At 46.2% G+C, this 16,499-nt stretch carries 17 protein-coding genes and 2 riboswitches; all 17 genes read left to right on the forward strand.

Going from position 1 to position 16,499, the window contains the following annotated elements:
- Window positions 1-18: 18 nt before the first annotated feature.
- The 17 genes from nadB (at window position 19) to AC787_RS16895 (ending at window position 16,242) form a co-directional block, all read left to right on the forward strand.
- The gene (gene nadB / locus AC787_RS16815) at window positions 19-1,632 is read left to right on the forward strand and encodes an L-aspartate oxidase (RefSeq protein ID WP_054025833.1); all 1,614 of its coding nucleotides are present in this window, start codon (window positions 19-21) and stop codon (window positions 1,630-1,632) included.
- Entirely contained in the window at window positions 1,625-2,509 is an 885-nt protein-coding gene (nadC, locus tag AC787_RS16820) for a carboxylating nicotinate-nucleotide diphosphorylase (protein WP_054025834.1), read from the forward strand. The genes nadB and nadC overlap by 8 nt, the downstream gene beginning before the upstream one ends.
- Entirely contained in the window at window positions 2,506-3,279 is a 774-nt protein-coding gene (locus AC787_RS16825) for a type III pantothenate kinase (protein ID WP_054025835.1), read from the forward strand. The genes nadC and AC787_RS16825 overlap by 4 nt, the downstream gene beginning before the upstream one ends.
- Window positions 3,279-4,184: an Hsp33 family molecular chaperone HslO gene (gene hslO / locus AC787_RS16830; RefSeq protein ID WP_054025836.1), complete on the forward strand. Its 906-nt coding sequence runs from the start codon at window positions 3,279-3,281 to the stop codon at window positions 4,182-4,184. The genes AC787_RS16825 and hslO overlap by 1 nt, the downstream gene beginning before the upstream one ends.
- Window positions 4,185-4,201: 17 nt before the next feature.
- Window positions 4,202-5,206 carry a peptidylprolyl isomerase gene (locus AC787_RS16835; protein ID WP_054025837.1) on the forward strand — a complete coding sequence of 335 codons (1,005 nt, stop codon included), beginning with the start codon at window positions 4,202-4,204 and terminating at the stop codon, window positions 5,204-5,206.
- A 127-nt stretch (window positions 5,207-5,333) separates the two neighbouring features.
- Window positions 5,334-6,272: a cysteine synthase A gene (gene cysK / locus AC787_RS16840; protein ID WP_054025838.1), complete on the forward strand. Its 939-nt coding sequence runs from the start codon at window positions 5,334-5,336 to the stop codon at window positions 6,270-6,272.
- Window positions 6,273-6,385: 113 nt separating this feature from the next.
- On the forward strand, window positions 6,386-7,990 hold the full coding sequence (locus AC787_RS16845) for an anthranilate synthase component I family protein (RefSeq protein ID WP_152970647.1): 1,605 nt from the start codon (window positions 6,386-6,388) through the stop codon (window positions 7,988-7,990).
- Window positions 7,987-8,568, forward strand: a complete 582-nt coding sequence (pabA, locus tag AC787_RS16850) for an aminodeoxychorismate/anthranilate synthase component II (RefSeq protein ID WP_054025840.1) — start codon at window positions 7,987-7,989, stop codon at window positions 8,566-8,568. The genes AC787_RS16845 and pabA overlap by 4 nt, the downstream gene beginning before the upstream one ends.
- Window positions 8,565-9,434, forward strand: coding sequence for an aminodeoxychorismate lyase (pabC, locus tag AC787_RS16855; RefSeq protein WP_054025841.1), 870 nt, complete (start codon window positions 8,565-8,567; stop codon window positions 9,432-9,434). The genes pabA and pabC overlap by 4 nt, the downstream gene beginning before the upstream one ends.
- A gap of 48 nt (window positions 9,435-9,482) precedes the next feature.
- On the forward strand, window positions 9,483-10,331 hold the full coding sequence (gene folP / locus AC787_RS16860; protein ID WP_054025842.1) for a dihydropteroate synthase: 849 nt from the start codon (window positions 9,483-9,485) through the stop codon (window positions 10,329-10,331).
- A 62-nt stretch (window positions 10,332-10,393) separates the two neighbouring features.
- On the forward strand, window positions 10,394-10,780 hold the full coding sequence (gene folB, locus AC787_RS16865) for a dihydroneopterin aldolase (protein ID WP_054025843.1): 387 nt from the start codon (window positions 10,394-10,396) through the stop codon (window positions 10,778-10,780).
- Window positions 10,755-11,312 (forward strand): 2-amino-4-hydroxy-6-hydroxymethyldihydropteridine diphosphokinase, encoded by a 558-nt coding sequence (gene folK, locus AC787_RS16870; RefSeq protein WP_235560999.1) that lies wholly within the window; start codon window positions 10,755-10,757, stop codon window positions 11,310-11,312. Before folB ends, folK begins: the two co-directional genes overlap by 26 nt.
- Window positions 11,264-11,476 (forward strand): helix-turn-helix domain-containing protein, encoded by a 213-nt coding sequence (locus tag AC787_RS16875; RefSeq protein ID WP_054025845.1) that lies wholly within the window; start codon window positions 11,264-11,266, stop codon window positions 11,474-11,476. Before folK ends, AC787_RS16875 begins: the two co-directional genes overlap by 49 nt.
- A gap of 58 nt (window positions 11,477-11,534) precedes the next feature.
- Window positions 11,535-12,578, forward strand: a complete 1,044-nt coding sequence (dusB, locus tag AC787_RS16880) for a tRNA dihydrouridine synthase DusB (RefSeq protein ID WP_054025846.1) — start codon at window positions 11,535-11,537, stop codon at window positions 12,576-12,578.
- A 303-nt stretch (window positions 12,579-12,881) separates the two neighbouring features.
- Window positions 12,882-13,358, forward strand: coding sequence for a transcription elongation factor GreA (greA, locus tag AC787_RS16885; RefSeq protein ID WP_054025847.1), 477 nt, complete (start codon window positions 12,882-12,884; stop codon window positions 13,356-13,358).
- A 168-nt stretch (window positions 13,359-13,526) separates the two neighbouring features.
- Window positions 13,527-15,047 carry a lysine--tRNA ligase gene (gene lysS / locus AC787_RS16890; protein ID WP_414730985.1) on the forward strand — a complete coding sequence of 507 codons (1,521 nt, stop codon included), beginning with the start codon at window positions 13,527-13,529 and terminating at the stop codon, window positions 15,045-15,047.
- Window positions 15,048-15,212: 165 nt separating this feature from the next.
- Window positions 15,213-15,291: riboswitch (cyclic di-GMP riboswitch) on the forward strand.
- A 50-nt stretch (window positions 15,292-15,341) separates the two neighbouring features.
- Window positions 15,342-15,420, forward strand: a riboswitch (cyclic di-GMP riboswitch).
- A gap of 12 nt (window positions 15,421-15,432) precedes the next feature.
- Window positions 15,433-16,242, forward strand: a complete 810-nt coding sequence (locus AC787_RS16895; RefSeq protein ID WP_054025848.1) for a transglutaminase-like domain-containing protein — start codon at window positions 15,433-15,435, stop codon at window positions 16,240-16,242.
- Window positions 16,243-16,499: the final 257 nt, after the last annotated feature.

A 16,499-nucleotide genomic window follows, 5' to 3' on the forward strand; every position in this document is an offset into this window, starting at 1 on the left:
ACGCTTGGAGGAGCCATGATGATTCCTAGATATTTAGTCGATGTGCAGTTAAGTGAGCTGCCTGTTATTGAAAAAGACGTGATTGTAATCGGGGCCGGCATTGCCGGTCTTTTTACCGCTATACGAGCAAGCGAAAACAATTCCGTCCTTATGATTACGAAAAAATCGCTGCTCGACAGCAATACGCGTTATGCGCAGGGTGGTATCGCTGCGGTTATTTCGGATGAGGATTCACCCGCTTACCATGGACAAGACACCCTCGTAGCGGGCGCTGGATTATGTTCTAATGAAGCGGTAGATGTACTCGTTCATGAGGGGCCCAAAGGTGTTCGCAGCTTAATCAAGATGGGTACGCAATTCGATTTGGAGAATGGTGAGTTTGCGCTTACGAAGGAAGGGGCGCATAGCCAGCGGCGTATTTTGCATGCTAATGGAGATGCTACGGGCTTCGAAATTGTACGAGCACTATCCGAAACGGCAGTTGCCAATCCAAAGATCGAGGTTTGGGATGACCATTTTGTTATTGATTTGGTCACTCAGGACGGCGAATGCTGCGGTGCAATTGTACAGAAGCCGAGTGGACAGCGTTTGTTCGTAAAAGGCAAAGCCGTTATTCTAAGCTCAGGCGGGGCTGGTCAGTTATATCGTTATACGACAAATCCTGAGGTTGCAACAGGAGACGGTATTGCAATGGCTTACCGAGCGGGCGCATACATACAGGATGTGGAGTTTATTCAATTCCATCCAACCTCGCTTTGTTATCCAGGTGCACCAAGGTTTTTGATTTCAGAGGCCGTGCGCGGTGAAGGGGCGTATCTTCGTAATATTAAAGGAGAGCGCTTCATGGACCGATATCACGAACAACTGGAACTCGCACCTCGGGACGTTGTAGCCAGAGCGATTGTCAGCGAAATGGAAGAAACGAAGTCGACTTTCGTTTATATTGATATCACACATGAATCAGCGGAAATGGTGAAGCATCGTTTTCCTACTATATATGAATATTGCTTGAAATACGGTCTGGACTTAACCTCGGATTGGATCCCGGTAGCGCCAGCTATGCATTATATGATGGGTGGAGTGAAAACCGATCTAAATGGGGAAACGAATATAAAGCGTTTGTTCGCTTGTGGCGAAGTTTCCTCTACGGGTGTGCATGGGGCTAATCGACTGGCGAGCAATTCACTTTCCGAGGCGATTGTTTTTGGCAGAAGAATTGTTAAGCGAATCGACGAGCTTTCGAGCCTTGAAATTCAGCCTAATATTAATAATGAAGCAGAACGAAGCAGTACATCCATCCAAGCTGTCGTAGAAAGACGGCTTAAACTGCAAAAAATTATGGTGCGTTACGCAGGCTTGCGCCGCGATGCAAAGGGTCTTGTGAAAGGTCTTGAGGAATTGAAACGGCAGCTGCCGATCTATCAATCCGTTCTGACTGAACGCGAGGAATACGAATTTGCTAATCTGCTCACCTGCGCGTTGCTGACCACGGAAGCTGCACTCTCGCGTGAGGAAAGCCGAGGCGCGCATTATCGAGAAGATTTCCCGGTACGTGATGATGTGATGTGGAAGAAGCATACGGTATTGCACCGTCTATATGGATTGACGGAGGAGCGAATAGAGGATGTTTGAATGGACGGCAGGCGGTTATGATACAGCAGTTCGCGAGCAAATTCGCAGCTGGCTTGCAGAGGATATAGGCAGTGGAGATATTACAACAGAGACGACGATTCCTAGAGACTCGCGTTCCAAAGCTGTTATACATGTAAAGGAAAGCGGTATAATAGCAGGGCTTCCGATTGCGAAGCTTGTATTTGAGGTTGTAGATTCGTCGCTTGTATTTGATTCAAAGGTACAGGATGGCGAGCAAGTAAATAAGGGAACTATCATTGCTACCGTAGAGGGTAGTACGCATAGCTTGTTAATTGGTGAGCGGCTGGCGCTTAACTTAATGCAAAGGCTGTCTGGCATTGCGACCAAGACACGCTCTTTCATCGATGCGCTGGAGGGACTGCCGGTTCGACTTGTCGATACTCGCAAAACGACGCCAGGTCACCGAATGCTGGAGAAGTATGCGGTACGGGTAGGCGGCGGCGCTAATCATCGGTTCGGTTTATACGATGCAGTCATGATTAAGGATAACCATATCAAAGGTTCTGGCGGCATTCGTGCTGCGGTTGAAGCTGCACGTCGTAAAATTCCACATACGATGAAAATTGAAGTGGAGACGGAATCATTAGAGCAAGTGGACGAAGCGCTTGCTTGCGGAGCAGACATCATTATGCTGGACAATATGTCAACTGACATGATGAAGACTTCTGTGGCTCGAATCAAAGCGGCTTCTCCTCATGTAATCGTAGAAGCATCTGGCGGTGTATCTTTAGAAACCGTTAAGGGTATCGCGGCTTGTGGCGTCGATGTCATTTCCGTAGGTGGATTGACTTATTCATTCCATGCGCTTGATATTAGCTTAGATTTGAATGAGAAGAAGGGTGGGGAATCTCTTTGATCCTCGTCATTGATGTTGGAAATACGAATATAGTGCTTGGCATATACAAAGGAAAAGAGCTTTTGCACCATTGGCGGCTGAGCACGAATCGTTCTGCGACAGTTGATGAATATGGCATTAATATTCATAATCTGTTTCATTATGCTGGCGTGAAGTTAGATCAGATGGAAGGCGTCATTATTTCATCGGTAGTGCCCCCTTTGATGCGGACACTCGAGCAGCTTTGTCTCAAATATTTGCGTAAAATTCCTCTAGTCGTAGGACCGGGCGTCAAAACGGGATTAAACATCCGTTATGAGAATCCGCGTGAGGTTGGAGCTGACCGGATCGTCAATTCGGTAGCGGGCATCGTAAAATACGGTTCACCGCTTATTGTTGTTGATTTCGGAACGGCGACAACCTTTGACTATATTGATGAAGGCGGCAACTACTTGGGCGGAGCCATTGTGCCGGGAATCGGAATTTCTACTGAGGCGCTTTATCAGCGCGCCGCTAAGCTGCCGCGTATTGAGCTCGTGAAGCCGAAGAGCGTCATTGGCCGCAATCCTGTGACGTCGATGCAGGCTGGTATTATTTTTGGATACGCAGGGCAGGTTGACGGTATTGTAAAACGTATTCGTACAGAATTCGGCGTCACACCGCGCGTTATCGCGACCGGTGGTTTAGCTGAGTTAATCGCTGCTGAATCGGAAACGATAGAAGAGGTTGATCCGCTGCTGACACTTGAAGGCCTCAGAATTATATATGAACGCAATCAGGAGGGATTATGATGGATAATCAGCTGAAGGACGTGCTGGTGCGAGGAACGGCATGGAATGGCAAAATTCGAGTGTTCGCGGCTCGCACGACTCAGCTTGTTGAAGAGCTTCGCCAAAGGCATGGTACATATCCAACGGCTACGGCAGCGTTAGGACGTACATTAACAGCAGGTGCTATTATGGGTGCTATGCTGAAAGGGCAGGAAAAACTGACGATTCAAGTGAAGGGCGACGGACCAATCGGTCAGATCGTTGTTGACGCTAATGCAGACGGAGAAGTCCGCGGATACGTTGATCATCCAGAAGTACATTTGGCAAGCAACGCACATGGCAAGCTTGATGTAGCTGGAGCAGTTGGACGCAGTGGGTATGTTCATATTACAAAGGATCTAGGAATGAAAGAGCCTTACCGTGGCAGTATTCCGATCGTATCGGGAGAGCTTGGCGAGGATTTCACGTACTATTTCGCGGTTTCGGAGCAGACGCCTTCAGCGGTTGGTCTTGGGGTGTTGGTTAATACGGATAACTCGGTGCTGCATGCCGGCGGGTTTATCGTTCAGCTAATGCCTGGTTTAACAGATGATGAAATTACAAAGCTGGAGCAAGCGGTCGGATCGATGCCGCCTGTAACGACCCTGCTTGATCAAGGAGAATCACCTGAGGGGCTGCTGCGCCGAATTGTTGGCGATAGTGATCTTCAGATTCATGATACGATGGACTTGAAGTTTCAATGCTTCTGTTCCTCGGAACGTGTAGGGCAAACACTTCTTAGTTTAGGTGAGCATGAGCTGCAACAAATTATTGATGAAGATGGAAAAGCGGAAGTCGTTTGCCAATTTTGCAACGAAGCGTATACATTTGAACGGGCTCAGCTAGAGCTGCTGCTTGAACAAGCGAAACCAAAGCCGATCCAATAATCGGAGGCATTAGGGTAATGAGGAAATACGAGGTGCTGAGGGCCGTTGTCATCCTTCAAGCCGTATGTATGGTGGTATTATCGGTAGTCGTGATAATTAAAGTGTGGCCGGGGAATGATCGACAGCTGGATGGACGTCCGCAAACGAATGTCGGCAGTGGAGAAGAGACGACTGAGCCGAGCAAGCCAGGTCAAACGCCTATTACTGATCCCTCGCAACAATCGGGTGGAAGTCGTATTATCGCTAAGGTGGGCAAGGAAATTATTACGCTCGCAGATTTGGAAGGCGAACTTCATTCGCAATATGGAGATGCCGTTCTGCGAACATTAATGGTGCACAAAGCGATCGATTTAGAAGCGGCAGCTTCTGAGCTAAGCGTGCCTGCTGAGGAGCAAAGTCGTGAGCTTGATAAAATGATTGAAGGCTACGATAGTGAAGAACATTTTTATGAAGTCATGCAGGAGCAGTTAGGTATGAGCAAAGAGCAGGTGCTGGAAGACTTGCGTTACCGCTTGCTGCTGGAGAAAATCGTCGTACGCAGCATCCCTGTTTCAGATGAAGAGGTAGATCGCTACATTACCGATCACCCTGAGGAATTTAATGAGAAAATGCAGCTGCACCTGCAATGGATCATAACGGAGACGATGAAGGAAGCAAACTCAGTGATGGGGCTTTTATCGGATGGTGAGGATTTTGCTGAGATGGCGCACGCATATTCCATTGATTCCTTTACAGCAGATACAGGCGGAGACCTCGGCTTGATTGAAAAGGATGATCCTTTCTATAACCGTGAAATGATGGAGACGGCTAGTCGATTGCGGGTAGCTGAAATTGCTGGTCCAATTAAGGTTGATGGGGGTTACGCGGTTATTCGTCTCATTGAGCGCCAAATGACAACGAATATGACGGGAAGCAGGCTGCGTGATACCGTACGCAAACAGCTGGCACTTGAACGTGCTGACTCAGTGACCAAAGTCGAGAATGAGCTGTTGGATAAATATGATGCTGTGAAAACAGAATAGCTTCGCCCAGTGTTTTGTTTTCAGTGGAGCATTAAAGTCACTATTGACAACGGATGCAAGAGATTGTTAAGATGTAATTAGTGAAAATACCAACTGAATTAGTCGGAATAAGGAGGCAGTTATTTCCATGGCCAAAATTGTGCAAAGCGTTCTAGATCTTATCGGTGATACTCCGCTTGTTCGTTTAAACCGTCTCGTGCCTGAGGGCAGTGCAGAAGTTTATGTGAAGCTTGAATATCAAAATCCAGGTGCAAGTGTAAAAGACCGTATTGCAATCAGTATGATTGAGGTTGCTGAGCAAGAGGGCATCATAAAACCGGGCGATACTATTATTGAGCCTACCAGTGGAAATACAGGAATTGGACTAGCACTCGTAGCAGCAGCAAAGGGCTACAAGGCTATTCTTGTTATGCCTGAAACGATGAGTATTGAGCGTCGCAACTTGCTTCGCGCTTACGGTGCAGAGCTTGTCTTGACACCAGGTTCAGAAGGTATGAACGGTGCAGTTCGCAAAGCGGAAGAACTAGCAGCTGAGAACACCAACTACTTCCTGCCGCAACAATTCAAGAACCAAGCAAACGTAAAGGTCCACCGTGAAACGACGGGTCCTGAGATTGTCGAAGCGATCAATTCTCTTGATGGCAAGCTCGATGCATTCGTTGCTGGTATTGGAACTGGCGGCACGATTTCAGGTACAGGTGAAGTGCTTAAGAAAAATTTCGACGGCATCAAAATTTACGCGGTTGAGCCTGCTGCTTCACCGATCCTCTCTGGCGGTAAACCAGGTGCTCACAAAATTCAAGGTATCGGCGCTAACTTTGTTCCTGATATTTTGAACCGTGATATCTATGACGCTGTTATTACAATTGAAAACGAAGATGCGTTTGAATACGCTCGTCGTGCAGCGAAAGAAGAAGGCATTCTTTGCGGAATCTCTTCTGGTGCAGCGATCTACGCAGCACTACAAGTTGCGAAAGAGCTTGGCGAAGGCAAACGTGTTGTTGCGATTGTTCCAAGTAACGGCGAACGTTACCTATCTACGCCGCTGTTCAACTTCGAAAACTAATTTTTACTACCTATATCGATCAGCCTTTCATTCCCCGGAATGGAAGGCTTTCTTTTTACTTAGCTATTCTGTATACTGAGCAAAATAAGTCAAGTATTCGGGGGTTGAAGGTGATGATCACCGCGATAGAGCAATGGACTCGGTGGCACGCCGAACAGAAATATACGACGCTGCCGTTGGTTAAGGAATTGCCCTTTGAGTTCGATAATCGGGCAAACGTTTCGTCATGGGAAGAAGTGTGGCAGGATGCTTCACCGCATGCCTTTGTATTAGAGAGCGGCAAAGATGGACGATATACGTATTTGGGATTGCATCCTGACGGTGTCATACGTGGAAAAGGCCTGCAAGCAGAGTCGATACAATTTCATTCACTAGAGGAGCAAAGCAAGCGGTGCTGGGAAGGTAAGCCTCTTGAGGTTGTGAGGGAATGGATGAGTGGCTTGTTGGGGCCAAAGCTTGAGAACGGGCCCAAGTGGGTTGGCGGCTGTATTGGATTCTGGGGTTACGATGTTATTCGTACGATCGAACGATTGCCGGTGCTAGCGGAGGACAATCAGAATATTCCTGACTATTTATTTATGCAAATGAATGAGATATGGATTATAGACCATCAGCAATCAAAGGTATACTGTGCGGTACATTCGAAAATAAATCAAGATGCGAATCAAGAGGAGCTGATCGCTGCTTATGATCGTGCGTCATCTAGAGCAGAAGGTATGACCGATTACTGGTTAACCTGGTTCGATGAAGAACGTGCTAAAGCGAAGGCAATATCGCTTCGAGCAGAGCGTCAGCGCTTGTTGATTGATGATTTATTGCAATTGGATGTTGATTCTATTTCTGGCATTACATCTCCTTTCTCAAAGCAAGCTTATATGGAGGCTGTTCGCAGCATTCAGCGATATATCGAGCAGGGAGACGTTTTTCAAGTTAATTTATCAGTCCGTCAGAGCAAAGCGATCACGGCCTCGCCGGAAGAGCTTTATGAATGGATTAGGCTGGTAAACCCTTCACCTTATATGGGTTTTCTGCGTTGTCCTGATTTTCAGATTGTATCCGCATCGCCAGAGCTTTTGGTGGAGCTTAACGATAACAAGTTGATAACAAGACCTATTGCCGGAACCCGTAGACGCGGACGAACAGAGGAAGAGGATCAGCGGCTAGCAGACGAGCTTCTCACCAATGAGAAGGAACGGGCGGAGCATATTATGCTCGTTGATTTGGAGCGGAACGATCTCGGCCGTATTTCAGCCTATGGTACGGTTAAGGTCGAGGAGCTTATGGTTATTGAACAATACTCGCATGTTATGCATCTCGTATCTCAGGTAGTGGGACAGCTTGCAAACGGCAAGGATGCTTACGATGTCATATCGGCTACCTTCCCTGGTGGAACGATTACTGGCGCTCCAAAAATTCGCACAATGGAAATCATAGAAGAGCTTGAACCGACACGTCGGGGCCCTTACACGGGCTCGCTTGGATGGATTGACTACAGTGGGGATATGGAATTTAATATAATTATTAGAACAATGGTGCTACAGGATAGCGTTGTTCATATTCAAGCAGGAGCAGGTATCGTTATCGATTCCGAGCCAGAGCGGGAATATAAGGAATCGCTAAACAAGGCGAAGGCGTTATGGAAGGCGATTCAGTACAGCGAACGGTTTGCAGCAGACGCTTTGGCAGTGGAAACGGAAAAAGGGGGAGCCATAACATGATACTGGTCATCGATAACTATGATTCTTTTACGTACAATTTAGTGCAGTATTTGGGTGAGCTTGGAGAAGACATAACGGTGAAACGCAATGACGAAATTGATTTGGCGGGAATTGAAGCTTTAGCGCCTGATCATATTTTAATATCACCCGGTCCATGTTCACCGAATGAAGCGGGTATCAGTCTATCGCTTATTGAGCACTTTAAAGGGAAAATTCCGATTTTTGGCGTTTGTTTAGGTCATCAATCGATTGGTCAAGCTTTTGGAGGCGAAGTGGTACGCGCCGAGAAGTTGATGCATGGCAAAACGTCAGCCATTTATCATCAAGGAAAATCAATATTTGAAAGTTTGCCATCACCATTTACCGCTACACGCTACCATTCTCTTATTGTACGCCGTGAAACGCTGCCCGATTGCTTGGAAATTACAGCAGAGACAGATGAAGGTGAAATTATGGGTCTGCGTCATAAGGAATATGCAATTGAAGGGGTACAATTTCACCCTGAATCCATTATAACGGAGCATGGTCTGACGATGCTTCGTAATTTCTTGCAAAATCGGGCGGGCGCAGTGCGATGAAGGTCGCACTGAACGGCTCCGTAATGGATGCGAGCGAAGCCGTGATCTCAGTTTATGATCACGGCTTTTTGTACGGTATCGGTTTATTCGAGACTTTTCGCACTTACGAAGGAAAACCTTATTTATTGGATAGGCATATGAATCGGTTGTATTCAGGCTGCAATCAGCTGGGTATTCGTTATCAAGATAATATGAATCAGGTGGCCGACTTGGTTAATGAGCTTCTGGAGGCAAACGGTTTAAAAGACGGTTATGTGCGATTGACCGTCAGCGCAGGGGAAGCAGAATTAGGTTTGCCGACTGGCGATTATGAACGTCCTAATGTGTTAACGCTTGTAAAGGCTTTGCCGCCGGTTAATGATGAGGTTCATATGCGCGCACGGGAGCTGCGGCTTTTGCAGACGAGGCGCAATACGCCCGAAGGTGATGTTCGCTTTAAGTCTCTCCATTATATGAACAATATTATTGCCAAACGGGAGCTGCTTGCCAGCAGTGCCTCTTCAAGCGCTGAGGGTCTTATGCTCAGCCAAGAAGGCTGGTTGGCCGAAGGAATTGTCAGCAACTTGTTTTTTGCCAAGGACAATGTTGTATATACGCCTGAACTTGCCACTGGCATATTGCCAGGCATTACGCGCGAGCGTGTTTTGGAGCTGGCTGGCAGTGCAGGGTATGAAGCGGAAGAAGGTCTTTATAGCTTTGAGAAACTGCAAGAGGCTGATGAGATATGGCTGACCAATTCCATTCAGGAGATCGTACCTGTTACCATTTTATCGGAAGCTAACAGGAAGATGACTGTCGGTGATGGTCAAGCTGGGGCTATTACGAAGCGATTGCTTGCTCTATACCGACAAACGACGATTGACTAACTAACCTCTGTGATCATGAAACAATAAGAAGAAGGATGGCGGTCTAAAGTGGATCAACAACCAAATTTCTATAAAAGAGCTTACGGGTTCGGCAGTGAGACGAAGCTGGAACTAGGTCAACGTACTTTAATTATGGGTATTCTGAATGCCACCCCAGATTCGTTCTCGGATGGCGGGCGCTACACGAATGTCGATGCAGCTCTTGCCAGGGCGAGAGCGATGGTGGAGGAAGGCGCCGACATTATCGATATTGGCGGTGAATCGACACGTCCAGGCTTTGAGCCAGTAGAAGTGGAAGAAGAGCTGCGACGTATACTCCCTGTTATTCAGGCATTGCGCAAAGCGCTGCCGCATATCCCTTTATCCATTGATACGTACAAAGCAGAGACTGCACGGCATGCGCTAGAGGCGGGCGCTCATATCATCAATGACATTTGGGGGCTTAAGGGCGACCCTAATATGGCCGCAGTTGCGGCTGAGTATGATTGCCCTGTCATTATCAATCATAACCGTCACGCCAGAGACTACAACGATTTTGTCCCGGATGTACTCGCTGATCTGCAGGGAAGCGTCAGCATCGCGAGAACAGCTGGCATCGCTGAAGATCGAATCTGGCTCGATCCTGGTATTGGTTTTGCCAAAACCTATGAGGACAACCTTGAGCTGCTAGGTCGTTTATCCGAGCTAACTGCACTTGGTTATCCGGTGCTGCTGGGCACCTCGCGCAAACGATTCATTAAGCAGACGCTTAATCTGCCGGTTGAAGAGCTTGTTGAGGGTACAGCTGCGACTGTTGCTCTTGGCATCGCGCATGGCTGCCAAATTATGCGCGTGCATGATGTGCGTGCAATCAAACGAACCGCGCTGATGACGGATGCTATATTATACCGCCGTTAGTACTGCTTTTGAATGGCTATTTCTTATTTTAGATAGGCTACATCGCTAGGAGAGTGACTATAATGGACAAAATGATGATCAAAGGGATGAGGTTTTACGGCTACCACGGCGTATTCCCCGAAGAAAATAAGCTGGGTCAGAAATATTACGTGGACATTGAGCTCAGTATGGATTTGGAGCGTGCGGCATTAACCGATGATTTGAACAGTACGGTGAATTATGCAGAAATTCACGCTCTCGCGAAAAAGATTGTAGAAGGTCCTCCTTTTAAGCTTATCGAAGCTTTAACGGGTCACATTGCATCGCAAGTACTGGAAGTTTATACTATGGTAAATGAAGTGACGGTTCGAGTAACTAAGCCTAACCCGCCGTTCGATATCCATTTTGACGGAGTAACGGTAGAGATGCGCAGAAAGCGGGACAATGATGGACGAACAATTCCCGCATGATGGCGCACAGGCCGAGGCATATATCGCTTTAGGATCAAACATGGGGAACCGTGAGCAACTGCTGCTGGAAGCGATTGGCCTCATAGATACGCACCCGGGTATTGTGGTAAGTAAAGTATCTGGCATGTATGAGACCGATCCTGTAGGCTATACAGAGCAACCGCCTTTTATTAATATGGCATTAGCTATACGAACGACGCTATCTCCCTTAATGCTTTTGCGTCAGCTTTTGGATTTTGAGCAGCAGCTAGGGAGAGTTCGACATATACGTTGGGGACCGAGAACCATTGACCTCGATCTACTCCTATACGATAATGTCAGAATGGATCAAGAGGAACTGACTTTGCCGCATCCGCGCATGATGGAGCGGTCGTTCGTGCTCGTGCCGCTGCATGATGTTATTGATCAAACGCATCGGCTGCAGGCCGAAGTAAGAGCAGTATCTGAAGCAGCGCTTCTGGATGGAAAGGAAGGCATTACGTTATGGAAAACAATCAATTGGCGCAGCGCGTCAGAGCCTTTCGAAAGCTGAAGGGCTATACTCAGCAGGAGCTGGCCAAGGAGCTTGGCGTATCGGTAGCTGTTCTTGGTTCATTAGAGCGAGGAACAAGAAAGACAGATACGAAGCTATTAAATCATATCGCCAAGACGTTAGGAATCAGCTATGAGGAATTAATGTCTGATAACCGAGAATAGTGATGTTTGGGACACAGGACATGAACAATATTCAATTAGAAGAGGAGCAAGGAGCGACATGCTGAAAATCGGAGACATCGCGATGAAGAACAGAGTGGTGCTAGCTCCGATGGCAGGCGTGTGCAACCCGGCCTTCCGATTAATTGCCAAGGAGTTCGGAACGGGTCTTGTGTGTGCGGAAATGGTAAGCGACAAGGCCATTTTGCATGGAAACAAAAGAACGCTTGAAATGTTGTTTGTTGATGATCGAGAAAAGCCGCTTAGCCTTCAAATATTTGGCGGTGACCGGGAGTCGCTGGTCGAGGCTGCAAAAGTAGTTGATAAGCAGACCAATGCAGATATTATCGATATTAATATGGGCTGCCCTGTTCCGAAGGTAACGAAATGTGACGCTGGCGCACGCTGGCTGCTTGATCCGAACAAGATTTATGAGATGGTATCAGCGGTTGTTGATGCTGTTCAGAAGCCTGTTACGGTGAAAATGCGCATAGGCTGGGATGACCAGCATATTTATGCCGTCGAGAATGCACGTGCAGTTGAACGTGCAGGCGGTAAAGCTGTTAGTGTACATGGACGTACTCGTGAGCAATTGTATACAGGTAAGGCAAATTGGGACATTATAAAGGATGTAAAAGAAGCGGTATCGATTCCCGTAATTGGGAATGGCGACGTTTTCTCACCAGAGGATACAAAACGGCTGCTTGATCATACCGGCTGTGACGGAGTTATGATTGGACGAGGTGCATTAGGCAACCCGTGGATGCTTTACCGGACGATTCAATATTTGACGAACGGTGAGCTTCTTAGTGATCCAACGCCGCGTGAGAAACTTGAAGTTGCCATTTTGCACTTGGATCGGTTAGTGGCACTGAAGAACGAGGCAGTTGCGGTTCGCGAGATGCGAAAGCACCTAGCTTGGTACTTGAAGGGTCTTCCGGGCGGCGCTCGTGTGAAGGACGATATTATGGAAGAGACCGGCCGTGATCCGATGGTAGCTATATTGGAAAACTACGTGCGCTCGCTTGAAGAGGACGCAGAATTCCAGTCCATTAGCGCTGCGCCAATCAGTGAAGCGGGTTCTGCAGAAGAAGTCGCCTACTAAAATTCAAATAGATCGGTTATGCCATTTACCCAGTTATGGGAGTGGGCCGACACCATTCGACAAAAGCCGCTATCATGCGGCTTCTGATCTGCTTTTCAGAAATGAAACGGTTTCAATGGGTCGTCTGGCTTTGATTGACATTCGGGGTAACTTTGCAATATAATCGTGCAATATAATCTAACAAAGTCATCAAGAGCGCTTCAAACAACAGTAGGTATGAGGAATAAGAAGCGTAATATATTAGGTAACAGTGAATTCATACATGGTATGAAAAATTAGTCACATGACAGGAGAATCGGAAAGATGAACGATAAGCAAATCATTCTGACTCAAGAAGGGCTGCGAAAGCTCGAAGATGAATTAGAGCACCTAAAGTCGGTCAAGCGTCGTGAAGTAGCTGAACGTATTAAAGTAGCAATCGGCTATGGTGATATAAGCGAAAACTCGGAGTATGAAGATGCGAAGAATGAGCAAGCATTTATCGAAGGCCGCGTTCTTACCCTTGAGAAAATGTTGCGCAACGCGCGTATTATAAATAATGACGATATTGATATTGACACCGTGAGCATCGGTTCGATCGTAACGGTTGAAGATATGGAGTATGGCGACACCATGGATTATTCCATTGTAGGTACAGCGGAAGCTGATCCTCTGCAAAACAAGATTTCGAATGAAAGCCCGGTTGGCAAAGCGATTCTAGGCAAGAAAAAAGGCACGGTTGTCGAAGTAAGCGTACCAGTCGGCATTATTCAATACAAAATTCTCGATATCAAAAAATAATGTTTGCTATGCGCGGCTCAAAAAGCTTCCTTGTGGGAAGCTTTTTGAACGTTTAAAATATAAGAACGTATATTACAGGTCTATACATTGCTTATATTTTATTGCGAAACGAGATTTTGCTGCATGAATCCGGTGACAGCTGCTTGCGTTTGCCGAATGATCAAGGAGATGAAAGAAGTGGAACAAGAAAACAATGAACAGCAGGAGCTAAGCGAGCTCTTGCAAATTCGTAGAAACAAATTGGACGAGCTTAGAGGGCTAGGAGTGGATCCATTCGGTCGAAAGTTCGAACGCACTCATAATGCCAAAGAGATTGTACAAGCCTATGAAGGGCTTAGCAAAGAAGAACTAGAAGAAAAAGCTGTTGAGGTGCGTATTGCAGGCCGTATTATGCAGAAGCGCGGCATGGGCAAAGCGGGTTTTGCTACGATTCAAGATTTGAGCGGCAAGGTTCAAATCTATGTTCGTAAAGATTCCGTTGAAGAGCATAAGTTCGCAGCTTTTGATTTGCTAGATATCGGTGATATTATTGGCGTACAAGGCGTTGTGTTCAAAACAAATACAGGCGAAGTTTCCGTTAAAGCGAAGGATATTGAAGTGTTGACGAAGTCGCTTCTTCCATTGCCTGATAAATATCATGGTTTGAAGGACGTGGAGCTTCGTTATCGCCAGCGCTATGTTGACCTTATCGTGAATCCAGACGTACAACAAACTTTTATCGCTCGTTCAAAAATCATTCAATCGATGCGTCGCTACCTAGATTCCCGCGGGTATCTAGAAGTAGAAACGCCAACGTTGCATTCTATTGCAGGCGGCGCTGCAGCGCGTCCGTTCGAGACACATCATAACGCGCTGGACATGCAGCTCTACATGCGTATTGCAATCGAGCTTCATTTGAAGCGGTTGATTGTAGGCGGATTAGAGAAAGTATATGAGATCGGCCGTGTATACCGGAATGAAGGAGTTTCTACTCGTCATAACCCGGAATTTACAATGATTGAGCTGTATGAGGCCTATGCCGATTACAAGGATATTATGGCGTTGACTGAAAATCTCATTGCGCATATCGCACAAGAAGTTCTCGGTACAACAAAAATTACTTATCAAGGTCAAGAAATTGATTTGACTCCGCAGTGGCGCAGAGTTACTATGGTCGAGCTTGTCAAAGAAACGACGGGCGTAGATTTCGGCGTGGAGATGAGCGACGAAGAAGCACATCGTTTGGCGAAGGAGCATAAAGTAGCCGTTGATCCTCATATGACTTTCGGTCATATTCTTAACGCCTTCTTTGAACAGTTCGGTGAGCATACGCTGATTCAGCCAACGTTTGTGACTGGACATCCTGTTGCCATTTCACCGCTTGCTAAGAAAAGCGAAGCAGATCCGCGTTTCACAGATCGTTTTGAGTTGTTTATCGTAGCGCGTGAGCATGCTAATGCATTTACGGAGCTAAACGACCCTATCGATCAACGTGAGCGTTTTGAGTCGCAGCTTGTCGAGCGCGAGCACGGCAATGATGAGGCGCATGAGATGGATGAAGACTTCATCCGTGCTCTAGAATACGGTATGCCGCCAACTGGCGGGCTAGGAATCGGCGTCGACCGATTGATCATGCTGTTAACAAACGCTCCATCGATCCGTGATGTACTGTTGTTCCCTCATATGAGAGATCAGCGCTCAGCTGAATAAGTAAAAGTAAAGAACCGTATGGCTTTTAGCAGCCAACGGTTCTTTTTTTCTAATATCGAGTATTTGCAACAACAATCCTCAAATACATCCAAAATATGATTAATATTGTGGTGCTTTCTATTGATTTGATAGTTCCATATGCTAGAATAGAACTAATAAAGCACTACACGATAACGGCAAACCTATCGAAAGGTAGGGACGCAAAGCTAAAGGGCCTTCCGTAAGATGGCAGCCAGCTACCGAATGGACAGGCTTTTTTTTGTTTGTATAGGGAAATTCCTTACATAACGCTTCACACGATAACGGCAAACCTATCGAAAGGTAGGGACGCAAAGCTAAAGGGCCTTCCGTAAGATGGCAGCCAGCTACCGAAGGGAGTATACTCATGCGTAAATTTATATTAGTAATCGCAGCTTTTTTTCTTTTTGCATCCATCCATGTTACGGTCGCTCAGGCAAGTGAAGCAAATTCTTCTTCCTGGTTGAATATGGGGAATTTAAATAAAGGTGTTGTTTCCGTACAATATTCAGTGAACGCCAAAGTAAAAACGAAGCTTATGATCGCAAAAGGCGCATCTAATTATACATATAACCTAACCAGTGGAAAAACAGCGGAGAAGTTCCCGTTGCAGCTTGGCAATGGCGAATACACGATTTCAGTTCTAGAGAACACGACGGGCAATAAATACAAGCTGGTGAAGAAAGAAGTCGTAACGCTCAACTTGAAAGACAATAAGGTGTTGTACTTGAATTCAATTCAAAACATAAATTGGTCGAATACGAGCACTGCAATCGTCAAGGCAAAAGAATTAACGAGCAATAAAAAAACGGATAGCGAGAAAGTAAAAGCGATCTACGAATACATTATTACTAATGTTAGTTATGATAATCAATTAGCTGCTAATTTGTCGGTTGATTACCTCCCTAATATTGATCGTACATTTAAATCGAGGAAGGATATCTGCTACGGATACGCTTCATTGTTTGCGGCAATGCTTCGAAGCGTTGATATTCCTACTAAGCTCTTGATGGGGCAATCCACTTATGTTGATGTTTATCATGCGTGGAACGAAGTGTATTTGGATGGGAAATGGGTTACGATTGATACGACAGTTGATGCAGGCCTAAAAAAGGACAAACAGAAGTATGAGCTTATCAAGGATGCAGCTCAATATACAGTAACTAAACAGTACTAGATGTAATACGAGCTTGCGTAAATCGCACAGCTCGTTTTTTTATGTCTATCTTCATTAGAAGGGACAAAGTAATACGACAATTACACTGTAATATAAACGGAAAATGTACGTTGAAAACTATTTAGCATTTTTCAAAAAAAACACTTGCATTTAATTAGGCGTCTATGATATATTATCTAGGTCGCCAACGAGACACACGGTCGACACGAAAGAAAAGATTGCTCTTTGAAAACTGAACAACGAGTAATAACTGCCTC

It is taken from the genome of Bacillus sp. FJAT-28004, from assembly GCF_001280845.1.
GTDB lineage: Bacteria > Bacillota > Bacilli > Paenibacillales > Paenibacillaceae > Pristimantibacillus.

Excerpts from the sequence above, each read along its gene's own strand:
- dusB (WP_054025846.1), top strand. The coding sequence starts at position 11,535 with ATGCTGAAAATCGGAGACATCGCGATGAAGAACAGAGTGGTGCTAGCT.
- cysK (WP_054025838.1), top strand. The coding sequence starts at position 5,334 with ATGGCCAAAATTGTGCAAAGCGTTCTAGATCTTATCGGTGATACTCCG.
- nadC (WP_054025834.1), top strand. The coding sequence starts at position 1,625 with ATGTTTGAATGGACGGCAGGCGGTTATGATACAGCAGTTCGCGAGCAA.
- AC787_RS16845 (WP_152970647.1), top strand. The coding sequence starts at position 6,386 with ATGATCACCGCGATAGAGCAATGGACTCGGTGGCACGCCGAACAGAAA.
- pabC (WP_054025841.1), top strand. The coding sequence starts at position 8,565 with ATGAAGGTCGCACTGAACGGCTCCGTAATGGATGCGAGCGAAGCCGTG.
- greA (WP_054025847.1), top strand. The coding sequence starts at position 12,882 with ATGAACGATAAGCAAATCATTCTGACTCAAGAAGGGCTGCGAAAGCTC.
- AC787_RS16835 (WP_054025837.1), top strand. The coding sequence starts at position 4,202 with ATGAGGAAATACGAGGTGCTGAGGGCCGTTGTCATCCTTCAAGCCGTA.
- folK (WP_235560999.1), top strand. The coding sequence starts at position 10,755 with ATGATGGACGAACAATTCCCGCATGATGGCGCACAGGCCGAGGCATAT.
- pabA (WP_054025840.1), top strand. The coding sequence starts at position 7,987 with ATGATACTGGTCATCGATAACTATGATTCTTTTACGTACAATTTAGTG.
- folB (WP_054025843.1), top strand. The coding sequence starts at position 10,394 with ATGGACAAAATGATGATCAAAGGGATGAGGTTTTACGGCTACCACGGC.
- lysS (WP_414730985.1), top strand. The coding sequence starts at position 13,527 with ATGAAAGAAGTGGAACAAGAAAACAATGAACAGCAGGAGCTAAGCGAG.
- nadB (WP_054025833.1), top strand. The coding sequence starts at position 19 with ATGATTCCTAGATATTTAGTCGATGTGCAGTTAAGTGAGCTGCCTGTT.
- AC787_RS16895 (WP_054025848.1), top strand. The coding sequence starts at position 15,433 with ATGCGTAAATTTATATTAGTAATCGCAGCTTTTTTTCTTTTTGCATCC.
- hslO (WP_054025836.1), top strand. The coding sequence starts at position 3,279 with ATGGATAATCAGCTGAAGGACGTGCTGGTGCGAGGAACGGCATGGAAT.
- AC787_RS16875 (WP_054025845.1), top strand. The coding sequence starts at position 11,264 with ATGGAAAACAATCAATTGGCGCAGCGCGTCAGAGCCTTTCGAAAGCTG.